Annotated in this window: 11 protein-coding genes and 1 pseudogene; 8 read left to right on the top strand and 4 right to left on the bottom strand. The window is 71.1% G+C overall.

Annotation, left to right across the window (positions count from 1 at the left end):
• Positions 1 to 102: 102 nt before the first annotated feature.
• From metG to B8W67_RS18905, 5 genes are all read left to right on the top strand, one after another.
• Positions 103 to 1,647 carry a methionine--tRNA ligase gene (gene metG / locus B8W67_RS18925; protein ID WP_069391410.1) on the top strand — a complete coding sequence of 515 codons (1,545 nt, stop codon included), beginning with the start codon at positions 103 to 105 and terminating at the stop codon, positions 1,645 to 1,647.
• Between the two features lie 191 nt (positions 1,648 to 1,838).
• Positions 1,839 to 3,002: an NAD(P)/FAD-dependent oxidoreductase gene (locus B8W67_RS18920; RefSeq protein WP_085305667.1), complete on the top strand. Its 1,164-nt coding sequence runs from the start codon at positions 1,839 to 1,841 to the stop codon at positions 3,000 to 3,002.
• Positions 3,003 to 3,914, top strand: a complete 912-nt coding sequence (locus B8W67_RS18915; RefSeq protein ID WP_085305665.1) for an RNA polymerase sigma-70 factor — start codon at positions 3,003 to 3,005, stop codon at positions 3,912 to 3,914.
• Positions 3,915 to 4,078: 164 nt separating this feature from the next.
• Entirely contained in the window at positions 4,079 to 5,623 is a 1,545-nt protein-coding gene (locus tag B8W67_RS18910) for a flavin-containing monooxygenase (RefSeq protein ID WP_085305663.1), read from the top strand.
• 36 nt (positions 5,624 to 5,659) lie between these two features.
• Positions 5,660 to 6,772: an NDMA-dependent alcohol dehydrogenase gene (locus B8W67_RS18905; RefSeq protein WP_085305661.1), complete on the top strand. Its 1,113-nt coding sequence runs from the start codon at positions 5,660 to 5,662 to the stop codon at positions 6,770 to 6,772.
• 12 nt (positions 6,773 to 6,784) lie between these two features.
• Here B8W67_RS18905 and B8W67_RS18900 read toward each other — a convergent pair whose 3' ends face one another.
• Positions 6,785 to 8,035, bottom strand: coding sequence for a PucR family transcriptional regulator (locus B8W67_RS18900; protein WP_085305659.1), 1,251 nt, complete (start codon positions 8,033 to 8,035; stop codon positions 6,785 to 6,787).
• A gap of 87 nt (positions 8,036 to 8,122) precedes the next feature.
• On the opposite strand from B8W67_RS18900, the gene B8W67_RS18895 reads away from it, so the two are divergent.
• Positions 8,123 to 9,412: an aminodeoxychorismate synthase component I gene (locus B8W67_RS18895; RefSeq protein ID WP_085305657.1), complete on the top strand. Its 1,290-nt coding sequence runs from the start codon at positions 8,123 to 8,125 to the stop codon at positions 9,410 to 9,412.
• Here the strand turns inward: B8W67_RS18895 and rsmI are convergent.
• Positions 9,409 to 10,242 (bottom strand): 16S rRNA (cytidine(1402)-2'-O)-methyltransferase, encoded by an 834-nt coding sequence (gene rsmI, locus B8W67_RS18890; RefSeq protein ID WP_069391403.1) that lies wholly within the window; start codon positions 10,240 to 10,242, stop codon positions 9,409 to 9,411. The two genes, B8W67_RS18895 and rsmI, sit on opposite strands and share 4 nt — an antisense overlap.
• Positions 10,243 to 10,391: 149 nt before the next feature.
• Between rsmI and B8W67_RS18885 the strand changes: the two genes are divergently transcribed.
• Complete coding sequence (locus B8W67_RS18885; RefSeq protein WP_109470051.1) at positions 10,392 to 11,921, top strand: dolichyl-phosphate-mannose--protein mannosyltransferase; 1,530 nt, start codon at positions 10,392 to 10,394, stop codon at positions 11,919 to 11,921.
• 38 nt (positions 11,922 to 11,959) lie between these two features.
• Positions 11,960 to 12,556, top strand: a complete 597-nt coding sequence (locus tag B8W67_RS18880) for an alpha-ketoglutarate-dependent dioxygenase AlkB (protein WP_197747572.1) — start codon at positions 11,960 to 11,962, stop codon at positions 12,554 to 12,556.
• Here the strand turns inward: B8W67_RS18880 and B8W67_RS18875 are convergent, their stop codons facing one another.
• Together B8W67_RS18875 and B8W67_RS18870 are read right to left on the bottom strand one after the other, a co-directional pair.
• Positions 12,557 to 13,219, bottom strand: a complete 663-nt coding sequence (locus tag B8W67_RS18875; RefSeq protein WP_069391400.1) for a DUF5642 family protein — start codon at positions 13,217 to 13,219, stop codon at positions 12,557 to 12,559.
• Positions 13,220 to 13,228: 9 nt separating this feature from the next.
• Positions 13,229 to 13,711: pseudogene (locus tag B8W67_RS18870) on the bottom strand (DUF5642 family protein); the annotation flags it as partial.
• Positions 13,712 to 13,802 lie beyond the last annotated feature (91 nt).

Genomic DNA, 13,802 nt, shown 5'->3' with positions numbered 1-13,802 from the left:
CCTCGGCGCGGTGCTCGACCGCGCCGAGGCGGTGGGGGTGGCGGGGCGGCACGTTCGGCTGAGCGTCGGGAACTCACCGGCACACCATAAAGTGGAGCCTCGATGAGGCCCTACTACATCACCACCGCAATCACGTACCCGAACGGGGACCCGCACATCGGGCACGCCTACGAGTACATCGCCACCGACGCGCTGGCCCGGTTCAAGCGGCTCGACGGCTTCGACGTGCGCTATCTGACCGGCACCGACGAGCACGGGCTGAAGATGGCCGAGACCGCCGCCGCCGAGGGCATCGCGACCGCGGAGCTGGCCCGCCGCAACTCCGCGGTGTTCGAGGCGCTGCAGCGCCGCCTCGACATCTCCTTCGACCGGTTCATCCGCACCACCGATCCTGACCACATCGTGGCCTCGCAGGCGATCTGGTCGAAGATGGTCGACGCCGGCGACATCTACCTCGACACCTACGCCGGCTGGTACTCGGTGCGCGACGAGCGGTTCTTCACCGAGGCGGAGACCGCCGTCGACGAGCCGACCGGCACCCGGATCGCGGTGGAGACCGGGGCGCCGGTCACCTGGACCGAGGAGCAGACCTACTTCTTCCGGCTGTCGGCCTACGCCGATCGGCTGCTCGCCCACTACGAGGCGCACCCGGAGTTCATCAGCCCGGAGGTCCGGCGCAACGAGGTGATCAGCTTCGTCGCCGGCGGGCTGCGCGACCTGTCGATCTCGCGGACCTCGTTCGACTGGGGGGTGCCGGTGCCCGGCGACCCCGATCACGTGATGTACGTCTGGGTGGATGCGCTGACCAACTACCTGACCGGGGTGGGCTACCCGGACACCGACTCGGCGCTCTACCGGCGTTACTGGCCGGCCGACCTGCACATGATCGGCAAGGACATCATCCGGTTCCACACCGTGTACTGGCCGGCGTTTCTGCTGTCGGCGGGCCTGCCGCTGCCCCGGCGGGTGTTCGCCCACGGGTTCTTGCTCAACAGCGGCGAGAAGATGAGCAAGTCGGTCGGCAACGTCGTGGACCCGGTCACCCTCATCGAGCGGTTCGGGGTCGACCAGGTGCGCTACTTCCTGCTGCGGGAGGTGCCGTTCGGCCAGGACGGCAGCTACTCCGACGAGGCGATCATCACCCGCATCAACACCGACCTGGCCAACGAGTTGGGCAACCTCGCGCAGCGGTCGCTGTCGATGGTGGCCAAGAACCTCGACGGGGTGACACCGACCCCGACCGCGCTCACCGAGGATGACGAGCACCTGCTGGCGGCCGCCGACGGGCTGCTCGATCAGGTGCGCGAGCACTTCGACGCCCAGGCGATGCACCTGGGCCTGGAGGCGATCTGGCGGGTGCTCGGCGCGGCCAACCGGTATTTCTCCGCCCAGGCCCCCTGGGTGCTCGCCAAAAGCGACGCGGCCGAGGACCGCGCCCGCTTCGCCACCGTGCTGTACACCACCTTGGAGGTGGTGCGGGTGGCTGCGCTGCTCATCCAGCCGGTGCTGCCCACGTCGGCGGGCCGGCTGCTCGACCTGCTGGCCCAGCCGGCCGACCGCCGCGACTTCGCCGCGGTGCCCGACCGGCTGACCCCCGGGGTGGCGCTGCCCGCCCCGACCGGGGTGTTCCCCCGCTACCAGAGCTAGACACGACTGAAATCGACGTCCCAGTGGACATACACCGTCCTGCACGGGGGTGTATGTCCACTGGGACGTCGATCTCAGCAGCGCATCCCCCTCCGAGGGTGATCTGACCCACACGATGGCGTGGTCGTGTCACAGATGCGGCGGCGGCGGTGTCTTGAGGGCACATCCACCCGACAGACAGGAGACATCCGATGTCCGCTACCCACGTGATCGTGATCGGCGGCGGCTACGCCGGCGCGATGGCGGCCAACCGGCTGCGCCGCCACCCCGACATCGCCGTCAGCCTCATCAACCCGCGCCCGCAGTTCATCGAACGCATCCGGCTGCACCAGTACGTGGCCGGCAACCACCCGGCCGCCGTGGACTTCGCCACCCTGCTCGACCCCGGTGTGCAGCTGGTGGTCGATGCGGCCACCGAGATCGATCCGGGCCGGCGCCGAGTCGGGCTGACCAGCGGCCGGAGCCTCACCTACGACTGCCTCGTCTACGCGGCGGGCAGCCGGTCGGCATCCACCGCCACCGTTGCCGGCGCAACCGAATTCGCCTATCCGCTTGCCGAATTCGAAGATGCCCAACGACTGCGCGCCGCGCTGGCGGCCACCCCCCAGGACGCCCCGGTCTGCGTGGTCGGCGGCGGCCTGACCGGCATCGAAGCGGCCACCGAGCTCGCCGAGGCGGGCCGGCCGGTCACGCTGATCTGCGGCGGCCGACTCGCCCCGTCGATCGGGGCGCGCGCACGGCGCTCCACGGCACGGACCCTGCGCCGCCTCGCGGTGACCGTGCGCGAGGCCGACTCCGTGAGCGCGGTCGGCACCGAGACGCTCACCCTCGCCGACGGCACCGAACTGCCCAGCGCCATCACCGTGTGGACGGTCGGGTTCGGGGTTCCCACCCTGGCCGCAGCGGCCGGGCTGACCACCGATGACCTCGGGCGGGTTGTCACCGACGCCACGCTCACCAGCGTCGACGACCCGCGCATCGTCGCCGCCGGTGACGCGGTCGCCCCGGAGGGGCGGCCGCTGCGGATGAGTTGCCAGGCCGCCGAGCCGCTCGGTGCGCAGGCCGCCGACACCGTGGCCGCCCGGCTGACCGGGCGCACCCCGGCTGCGCTGGATCAGGCGATGGTCGCCCAGTGCATCAGCCTGGGGCGCCGCCGCGGCACCGTGCAGCTGGCCCGCCGCGACGACACCCCGCTCGCCGCGTTCGTGGCCGGCCGGCCCGCCGCGGCGATCAAGGAGGCGATCTGCCGTGGCACGGTGTGGGCGATTCGGCGGGAGGCCCGCAGCCCCGGCTCGTACCGTTGGCTCAAAGGCGGGATCCGGCTGGCGCCGGCCGAGCAGGAGGAGCTGGTGTAGATGACGGCCGCACCGAGCACCTCCGAGCACGCCGAACGATTTCTGGCCTTGCGTCCGCTGCTGTTCACCATCGCCTACGAGATCCTCGGCTCGGCAACCGAATCCGATGATGTGCTGCAGGACAGCTACCTGCGGTGGGCCGAGGTGGACCTGGCGACGGTGCGCGACGCCAAGGCCTATCTGGCGCAGCTGGTCACCCGCCAGGCGCTCAACGCACTGCGCGCCGGGGCCCGCCGCCGCGAGGACTACGTGGGGCCGTGGCTGCCCGAGCCGCTGCTGCTCACCGACCACGACCCGGCCTCCGATGTGCTGCTGGCCGAGTCGGTGTCGATGGCGATGATGGTGGTCCTCGAATCGCTCAGCCCCGACGAGCGCGCGGTGTTCGTGCTGCGCGAGGTGTTCGGGTTCGACTACGCCGAGATCGCGGCGGCGGTGGACCGCTCGGTGCCGGCCACCCGTCAGGTGGCCCACCGCGCCCGCGCCCATGTGCAGGCCCGGCGGCCGAGGTTCGCGCCCCCCGACCCCGCCGAGACCGCGCGGATCACCGAGGAGTTCCTCGCCGCGACCGTCACCGGCGACCTGCAGACGGTGCTGTCGATGCTGGCCCCCGACGTGGTGTGGACCGCCGACGGCGGCGGCAAGGCCAGCGCGGCGCGCCGGCCGATCCACGGCGCGCAGCGGGTCGCCCGCGCGGCCATCGGGCTGCACCGGTGGGCGTGGGAGACGCCCGACGTCCGCATGGAGATCGGGATCTGCAACGCCGCGCCGGCGGTGCTGGTCTATGCCGGCGACCGACTGGAAGCGGCGTTCACCGTGGACATCCACGACGGGGCGATCACCAACATCTACGCGGTGCGCAACCCCGACAAGCTCGCCGCACTCACCGTGGCCCGTCCGATCAGCCGCCACTGACCCCCACCCGGTCATGTGCATGGGCACATAACGTCAGCGCAAAGCTGAGCGTTGATCCATAGTCCTCTCCGGTGCGCCGTCCTAGTATGAGGTTGATCACACCGGGATCGCCCAACCGGTCACCCGACGCCGGCAGGCGCGACGACTCCGACAGGAGGCAGCACATGGCTACCACAAGCACGGTGCGCCCACAGACCGCCGGGCGCGCGGCCACCACCGACTTCGACGTCGTCATCGTGGGGGCGGGGATCTCCGGCATCGACGCCGCCTACCACCTCAAAACCGAGCGCCCCGACACCACCTTCACGGTTCTGGAGGGCCGCGACGCGATCGGCGGCACCTGGAGCCTGCACCGCTACCCGGGTCTGCGGTCGGACTCCGACGTGCCGACCTTCGGCTACCACTTCAAGCCCTGGACGCGGGCCACGACGATCTCGCAGGCCGACCACATCCTGGAATACCTCGACCAGACGGTGACCGACAACGGCCTCGACGAGCACATCCGCTTCGGGTATCGGGTGTTGGACGCGGAGTTCTCCCGGGCCAGCCAGCGCTGGACGATCACCGCCGAGCACACCGCCAGCGGGGAGACCACACGCTTCGGCGCGCGGTTCCTTTTCCTGGGGTGCGGTTACTACGACTACGAAAACCCGAACCGGCCGGAGTTTCCCGGCGAGACGGACTTCACCGGCCCGATCGTGCACCCGCAGTTGTGGCCGGAGGATCTCGACTACACCGGCAAAAGGGTCGTGGTGATCGGCAGCGGCGCGACGGCGGCCACCCTCGTTCCGGCGATGGCCGACGACACCGCCCACATCACCATGCTGCAGCGTTCTCCGGGGTACTACTTCACCCGCCCCAAGGTGGACCGGATCGGGCAGGTGTTGACCCGCCTCCTCGGCCGCCGACGCGCCTACCCGCTCATCCGGGGCAAGAACATCGCGTTCTTGAAGACCACCTACTGGCTGTGTCGACGGTTCCCCACGGCGATGGCCAAGGTGCTGATCACCCTGGCGCGGTTGCAGTTGCCCAAGGACTTCGACGTCGACACCCACTTCACCCCTCGCTACGATCCGTGGACCGAGCGGCTGTGCCTGATCCCGGGCGGCTCGTTCTTCATGGGCGGCGATTTCTTCAAGGCGGTCCGGGCCGGGCGGGCCTCGGTGGTCACCGACCACATCGACCGGTTCACCGAGTCCGGGATCCTGCTCACCTCGGGCCGGGAGCTGCCCGCCGACATCATCGTCACCGCAACGGGAATCACCATGACCCCGCTGGGCAAGATCGCGCTGCGTGTCGACGGCGAGCCGGTGGACCTGCCCAACACCCAGATCTACAAGACCACGATGCTCGCCGGGGTGCCCAACATGGCCTTCGCGTTCGGCTACGCGCAGTTGTCGTGGACCCTGCGGGTGGATCTGGTCTGCCGGCACTTCATCCGGTTGCTCAACCATATGGACGCCCGCGGCTACGGCATGGTCGAGCCGCTCTTCGACGGACGGCCCATGGAACCCAAGCCGCTGATCGACCTGCAGTCCAACTACGCCAAACGGGGTGCGGCGGTCTTCCCCTACGGCGGGTCCTCCGAGGCCGGCGCGTGGTCGGTCGAACCCGACTACGACGAGGACACCAAACGGCTCTGCGATGACCCGATCGACGACGCCGCACTGAGTTTCACCCCTGCCACCTCGGCGCTGCGCGCGTCCTGACACCCACGATCCAGCACACCTTCAGGAAGGACAGCGATGAAAACCACTGCGGCAGTGATCCATCGGCCCGGCGAAGAGTTCGAGCTCATGGAGTTGGAACTCGACGGCCCCGGCGAGGGCGAGGTGCTGGTCAAGTTCACCGCGGCGGGTCTGTGTCACTCCGATCTGCATCTGACCAGTCCGAATCTTCCGGTGCGCTACCCGATCGTGGGCGGCCACGAAGGTGCCGGGGTGGTCGAGGACGTCGGTCCCGGGGTGACCAAGGTCAAGCCCGGCGATCACGTCGTGTGCTGTTTCATCCCCAGCTGCGGCTCCTGCCGGTACTGCTCCACCGGCCGGCAGGGCCTGTGCGACCTGGGTGCCACCATCTTGGAGGGCTGCATGCCCGACGGCAGTTTCCGTCGGCGTACCGGCGGAACCGACGTCGGCGCGATCTGCATGCTGGGCACCTTCGCCGAGCGCGGCACGATCTCGCAGCACTCGCTGGTCAAGGTCGACGACTGGCTGCCGTTGGAGACCGCGGTGCTCGTCGGCTGTGGGGTGCCCACCGGATGGGCGTCGGCGAACTACGCCGGCGGGGTGCGCGCCGGGGACACGGTGGTCGTCTACGGCATCGGCGGTGTGGGGATCAACGCGGTGCAGGGTGCCGCACACGCCGGTGCGAAATACGTGATCGCCGTCGACCCGGTGGCGTTCAAACGCGATGCGGCCACCAAACTCGGTGCCACCCATGCCTTCGCCGACGCCGAAGAGGCGGCCGCCACGATCACCGAGCTGACGTGGGGCCAGATGGCCGATCAGGCGCTGATCACCGTCGGCGAGGTCCACGAGGAGGTGGTGTCCTCGGCGTTCGGGGCGATCGGCAAGGGCGGCACGGTCGTCGTCGTCGGGCTCACCGGTGATTTCACCGAGCGCGCCGTACACGTGTCGGCCGACGAGATGGTGCTGTTCGGCAAAACGGTCAAGGGCACCCTGTTCGGCTCGGCGAACCCGCAGTACGACATCGTGCGGCTGCTGCGTCTCTACGACGCCGGCCAACTCAAGCTCGACGAGCTGATCACCAACCGCTACAGCCTCGAACAGATCAACGACGGCTACCAGGATCTGCGGGACGGCAAGAACATCCGCGGGGTCATCACCTTCGGCTGAGCCGGGCGGGAGTCAGGGCCGGCTGAGCACCCGCGGGCCGATCTGGTGAGCCAACTCCAGCGCCAGTTCGGTCGCCAGCCGCGATTGGCCGGGCGCGCGACCCAGCAGCTCGGTGGCCCGCGCGACGCGCTGCAGCACCGTGTTGCGGTGGGTGTGCAGCCGCGCTGCGGCGGCCGGGCCGTTCTCGGCCTCGTCGAGAAACACCCGCACGGTCTCGCGTAGACGCGCCGCGGTGGGGGTGTCCATCGCCAGCGGGCCGAGGGTCGCGGCGACGAACTCGGCCGCCCGGTCGAGGTCGTGGGCGGCGAGCACCGTGATCTCCAGGTCCTGATACAGCGCGATCCGGGTGCCGCCGGGGTAGCCGGCCAGCAGGTTGTGGATGACCACCGCGGCCTCGTGGGACCGCCGGAACCCGCTGATGCCCTCCCGGGGTGGACCCACCGCCACCCGCACCTCCGGCGGCACGGTGTCGATCGCAGCGCGCAGCGCCTCGAGCACCGGGGCGGTGGCGGTGCCCAGCCACGCCCACAGGGTGCCGCTGCCGACCGAGAGGGTCAGCGGCCGGTGCGCGGTCAATGTGCGCGCCAGGACGGTCGCCGCGGATTCCAACGCGCCCTGCACGTCGGCGGAGTCTTGGGTCCACAGCACCAGCGCGGTGTGCCAGCGGTTCAGGTCGTAGCCGAGGCGTTGGCCGGCGCGCCCGGCGTCGATCGGGGCGTCGTCGAGGATCAGCCGCACGGTCTCGGCGCGGCGGGCCAGCGCCCCGCCGAGCACCTCCTCGCGTTCGTGCTGGGCGGCGGCGATAACCCGGCCGATCACGTGGTCGACGTAGGACGAGATCCGCCGCGAGGCGGTCTCGAGCACCAGCGACAGCAGCGGCCCGGAGGACACGCTGCGGCCGGCGCAGCTCATGTAGCGCTGCCAGGCCACGTTCTGGCCGTGCCGGTAGGCGTGGAAGATCACGTCGAAGTCGATGCCGCGCCGGGCGACGGTGCGGGCCAAGTCGAGCGCCTCCGGCGGGATGTCGATCGTGGCCGGTTCGGCTTCGCGACGGATCAGCATCGCCAGCAGCCGGGCGGCGTTGGCGCGGTTGCTGGCCGAGACGTCGGCGAGCATCGCCGCATCGGCCGCCAACTCCGGGGCCTGGCCCAGTTCGGCGGCGTTCATCTCCTCGACCACGTCGTCGAGTTCGGCCAGCACCAACTCGGCCACATCACCGACACGGTCGAGGACTTCCAGCGGGATCGCCGCCTCACCGGCCATCTGGCCAGTCTGGCACCCGCCGAGCCGTCCAACACCGGTGCAGCGGGCCTTTTTGCGTCTGCCCGCCGAACGCAGCAAGCTAGAGCGGTGCGTATCGACCGGCTCGGCGACCTCGGGGCGCCCGCCGACCTGCTGCGGGGGCTGGGCGCGGCGACCGGCCGGGCGGGTCTGCCCCCGCCGGCGGCACTGACCGGTCGGTGGTTCGGCGCGCAGGCGGTGATCGCCCCCAGCGTCGCGGTGCGCCCGGCCGCCCCCGAGACGGTCTTCGCGGTGCCGCCGGGCTCCGGTGACCCCGACTCCCCCGCGATCGGCGGGGGCTGGGTCGGCTACCTGTCCTACCCCGATCCCGCGGCCGACGGCCGGCCGCCGCGGCTGCCGAGTGCCGCCGGGGGGTGGACCGATTGTGTGCTGCGCCGCGACGCAGACGACGCCTGGTGGTACGAGAGCCTGTCGGGCGCGCCGATGCCGGGTTGGCTCGCCGCCGCGCTGGCGACCCCCGCGATGGCCCCCGAACCCCGGGCCGCCGAACCCAGGGCCGCCGAACCCTGCGACATCGACTGGGGCCCGGCCGACCGCGACGCCCACCGGGCCGGGGTGCTGGCCTGCCTGGAGGCCATCGGCGCCGGGGAGGTCTACCAGGCGTGCGTATGCACCCAGTTCCACGGCATCGTGCGGGGTGCGCCGCTGGACTTCTACTGCGAGGCGATCGCCCGCACCGCCCCGGAGCGTGCCGCCTTCCTGAGCGGACCGTGGGGCGCGGTGGCGTCGCTGTCCCCGGAGTTGTTCGTGTGCCGGCGCGGTGAGGCCGTGTCGTCGAGCCCGATCAAGGGAACCCTGCCCGGTCACGCGGATCCGGCGGCGCTGCGCGCCTCGGTCAAAGACGTCGCCGAGAACATCATGATCGTGGACCTGGTGCGCAACGACCTGGGCCGGGTGGCGATCACCGGCTCGGTGCACGTGCCCGAACTGCTCAGCGTGCACGCGGCCCCCGGAGTGTGGCATCTGGTCTCCACCGTCGCCGCCCGGGTGCCGGTGTCCACCCCGAACCGCGCGGTGCTCGACGCCGCGTTCCCGCCGGCGTCGGTGACCGGAACACCGAAGTTGCGGGCTCGCCAACTGTTGCGCCAATGGGAGCCGAATCGACGGGGATTGTACTGCGGCACTGTTGGTTTGGCTTCCCCGATCGCGGGCACTGAACTCAATGTGGCGATCCGCACCGTGGAGTTCGGCGCCGACGGCACCGCGGTGCTCGGGGTCGGCGGCGGCATCACCGCGGACTCCGATCCCGACGCCGAGTGGCAGGAATGTCTGCACAAGGCGGCCGCGGTGATCGGGCTGCGCCCCCGGCGATCCGCACTGAGCGCGGCCACCGGTTAACGGGAGCGCAGCACCGCGTCGTAGAGCTCGCGTCGCGACACCGCGCCCTGCTGAGCGCCGGCCACCTGCGCGCACGCCTCTTTGAGCCCCATTCCGTCGGCGGTCAGTGCGGTGACCGCGTCGACCAGGGCGGCGGGATCGGTCTGCGCCACCGCGCCGGCCAGCACCACGGTGATCTCCCCGAGCACGCCTTCGGCGGCCCAGTGCGCCAATTCCCCGAGCGTGCCGCGGCGGATCTCCTCGTGGGTCTTGGTCAGCTCCCGGCACACCACCGCGGGGCGGGATGTCCCCAGCGCGGCGACCGCGTCGCGCAGGCAGCCCGCCAGCCGCCGCGGCGACTCGAAGAACACCACGGTGCGCTGTTCGTCGGCGAGCCCGGCCAGCCAGGCGCGGCGGGCGGCGGGTTTGCGGGGCGCGAACCCTTCGAAGCAGAACTTGGCCGCCGGAAGACCCGCGACCGCCAACGCCGTGGTCACCGCCGACGGGCCCGGCAGGCAACTGACCGTCAGCCCGGCCTCCACGGCCGCGGTCACCAGGCGGTAGCCGGGGTCGGAGATCAGCGGCATCCCGGCGTCACTGACCACCAGCACGGTCGCCCCCTCGGCGATCTGCTCGACGAGCATCGGTACCCGGGCGGCTTCGTTGGCGTCGAAGAGGGAGACCAACCGCCCGGTGATGCTCACCTGCAACGCCGCGGCCAGGGTGCGGATCCGGCGGGTGTCCTCGGCGGCCACCACCGGCGCTGTGGCGAGCGCGGCGACCAGGCGGGGGGAGGCGTCGTCGGGGCGCCCCAGCGGGGTGGCCCCCAGCAGCAGTCGTCCACCGGTCATGGGGCACAGCCTACGATCGTGCATGTGTCCGCCGACGACGATGCGGGGCGCAGCCCCGAGGAGGAGCGGCGTTTCAACCGCGCCGACGACGATGCGGGGCGCAGCCCCGAGGAGGAGCGGCGGTGAGCGCTCCGGTTCTGGCTGACCCGATCGAGCCCGCCGCCGAGGAGCGCCCGGTCATCAGCCCCGCCCCGCTGCTGCCGGTCGCCGACTTCGGTCCGCTGGACACCGCACGCGGCTGGGCGGTCACCGCGGTGATCACCGCGCTCGCCGCACTCACCCGGTTTCTCAACCTCGGCTCGCCGACCGACGCCGGCACCCCGATCTTCGACGAGAAGCACTACGCGCCGCAGGCCTGGCAGATGCTGGGCAACCACGGGGTGGAGGACAACCCCGGCTACGGCCTGGTGGTCCATCCCCCACTGGGCAAGCAGCTGATCGCCACCGGCGAGGCGCTGTTCGGCTACACCGGGCTCGGGTGGCGGTTCACCGGGGCGCTGCTGGGGGTCGTCATGGTGGCGATCGTGGTGCGCGCCGTGCGCCGGATCAGCCGCTCCACCCTGGTCGGCGCGGTGGCCGGGCTGCTGCTGATCGGCGAGTCGGTGAGCTTCGTGTCGGCCCGCACCGCGCTGCTCGACGGGTTCCTCACCTTCTTCGTGGTGGCCGCGTTCGCCGCGCTGATCGTCGACCGCGACGACGTGCGCCGCCGCCTGCACCGCGCCGCGGTGCAGGGCCGCATCGCCGAGACCCGCTGGGGTCCGCGGCTGGGGGTGCGCTGGTGGCGCTTCGGTGCCGGCGTGCTGCTGGGCATGGCCTGCGCCACCAAATGGTCGGGCCTGTATTTCGTGGTGTTCTTCGCGGTGCTCTCGCTGGGCTTCGACGTCGCCGCCCGGCGCGCCTACCGGGTGCCGCGCCCCTGGCTGGGCGTGTTGCGCCGCGACGTCGGGCCGACCGGCTACGCCCTCGGGCTGATCCCGGTCGGGGTGTACCTGGCGTCCTACGCACCGTGGTTCGCCTCCGAGATCGGCATCAGCCGCCACGAGGAGGGACGCAGCATCGGGCTGCACGGCCCGATCGGGGTGCCCGACGCGATTCGGTCGCTGTGGCACTACACCTACCAGGCCTACAAATTCCACTCCGGGCTGACCAACGCCGCGGGCAACCACCATCCGTGGGAGTCCAAGCCGTGGAGCTGGCCGATGTCGATCCGCCCGGTGCTCTACGCGATCGACCAGCAGGACGTTGCCGGCTGCGGCACCCAGTCCTGCGTCAAAGCGGTGATGCTGGTGGGCACCCCGGCGCTGTGGTGGCTGGCGGTGCCGGTGCTCGCCTACGCGGCGTGGCGGATGCTGGTGCGCCGCGACTGGCGCTACGCGGCGGTGCTGACCGGCTACTGCGCCGGTTTCCTGCCGTGGTTCGTCGACATCGACCGGCAGATGTACTTCTTCTACGCCGCGGTGATGGCGCCGTTCCTGGTGATGACGGTCGCGTTGATCTGCGGCGACATCCTGCATCGGCCGCGGCGCAGCCCGGAGGCGCAGACCCTGGCGCAGGTGGTGGTGTGCTGCTACGTCGCGGCGGTGCTGACCAACTTCGCGTGGCTGTATCCGGTGTTGACCGGCACCCCGATCGCGCCGAGCACCTGGAACATGGAGATCTGGTTGCCGAGCTGGCGCTGACCCCGCACAATCGAATGTTTGTGCGATACGCTGCGGGGGTGGCGGTAGCGGTGCAGGGCTCGCTGTTCGAGCACCACGAACGTCGGCGACTCGGCGCCGGCGCCTGGATCGACGTGCGGGCCGGCTGGACCGACGACGCCGACGCGCTGGTGGCCGCCCTGCCCGAGGCGGTGGCCTGGCGCGGCGAACGTCGGCGCATGTACGACCGGGTGCTCGACGTGCCGCGCCTGGTGGCCTACTACGACCTGACCGTCGAGGCCCCGCCCCATCCGCTGATCGCCCGGTTGCGCCGCCGGCTCAACGACATCTACGCCGGGGAACTCGGCGAGCCGTTCACCACGGTGGGGCTGTGCCTGTACCGCGACGGCAACGACAGCGTCGCCTGGCACGGCGACACCCTCGGGCGGGGCCGCCGCGAGGACACCATGGTCGCCATCGTCAGTCTCGGTGCGACCCGGACGTTCGCGCTGCGTCCCCGCGGTGGCGGCGCATCGCTGCGGCTGCCGCAGCACCACGGCGACCTGCTGGTGATGGGCGGGTCCTGCCAGCGCACCTTCGAGCACGCGATCCCGAAGACCGCCGCGCCGAGCGGCCCGCGGATCAGCATCCAGTTCCGGCCCCGCGGGGTGCGCTGATCAGCCGGTGATCGCGGCGACCGCGTGGGTGAGCAACTCCTTGGCCCGGTCGATGTCGACGTCGGCGACCGGCTGGTTGGGGATCACCAGCGGGTTGGCGGTGACGATCACCTGATAGGTGCCGAAGTGCGCGGAGTAGTCGTAGAGCTCCCCGGTGCGGGTCTTGCCCCGCATGGAGGCCTGCAGGATCCGGTGCACGCCGAGGGTTTTGGTGCCCTTGATGTGGGGGGCATCGACGGCTTCGATCACCCCGCGCAGCCCCTTGCCGGCGAAACCGACCTTCTTGCAGCCGTGGCTGGGTTCGCGGAACGGCACCGGCTCGGAGGTCTCCAACGCGATGACGATGAACCGGTTGCCCTGGCCCTCGGCGGTGACCGCGGCCATGTTGCCCTCGACGCCGTCGGGCACCTTCTGGCCGACGGCGAAGTCCTCACACGCCGACGGTTCGAAGTTCAGCCCCTCGGGCAGTTTGCGTTCGGCGAGCAGTTTGGGGTCGATGCCAGTTTTGGCGATGTCCTTGACCTCGTAGCCGGGACCGAAATCGCCTTTGAGGTCGACGATTTTGCCGATGTCGGCGCTGGTGAGCTCCGGCTCGCTGCGCCACGAGCAGGCCGTCAGCCAGCACGCGGCGATCATCACCCACACCCCCGACCGCTTCAGCATCGTGACAATCTACCCAACCGCACCGGGTTCACCGCGCAATTCGGCGACCGCGGCGACGAGCAGGTCGGCGGCGAAGCCCGCCGGAAGCGGCGGCGCCGGTGAGCCCGGGTCGATCACCGCCGCGGTGATCACCCGGTACCCGTCGACGTCGGCCAGGTAGGTCTCGGCGTGCGTGTCGATCTCCCCACCGCCCTCGACCAGGGTGCGGCCCTGGCTGGTCAGCCCGACGGTGCGCGCCCCCTCCACCGCCGGCGCATCGATCACGCGCACGTCGACGTCGGTGCGCGCGAACGTCACCGTGAACGTCGCGCACTGTTCGGTCAGTGCCGGGTCGAGGGCGGGCGCGGCGGCGACGACGGCGTAGAGGATCCCGCCCGGCCCGGAGCCGAAGATCCCGGTCCCGGCGTCGGGGTCCTCGGCCGGCGGGTCGATCAGGGCTGCGCACACCGGCGGGTCGGTGCGTGCGTCGGGCCCCAGGCCCCAGATCTGGGCGGGCGAGGTTTTGCGGCTCTACGCCACCAACCTGGGTCTGCGGGTTCTGATCCGTGATGGTTGTTGATTGTGGAGTATCCGGCCGTGGTTG

It is taken from the genome of Mycolicibacillus koreensis, assembly GCF_002104795.1.
Taxonomy (GTDB): domain Bacteria; phylum Actinomycetota; class Actinomycetes; order Mycobacteriales; family Mycobacteriaceae; genus Mycobacterium; species Mycobacterium koreense.
This window is presented reverse-complemented; position numbering and strand designations above follow the sequence as displayed.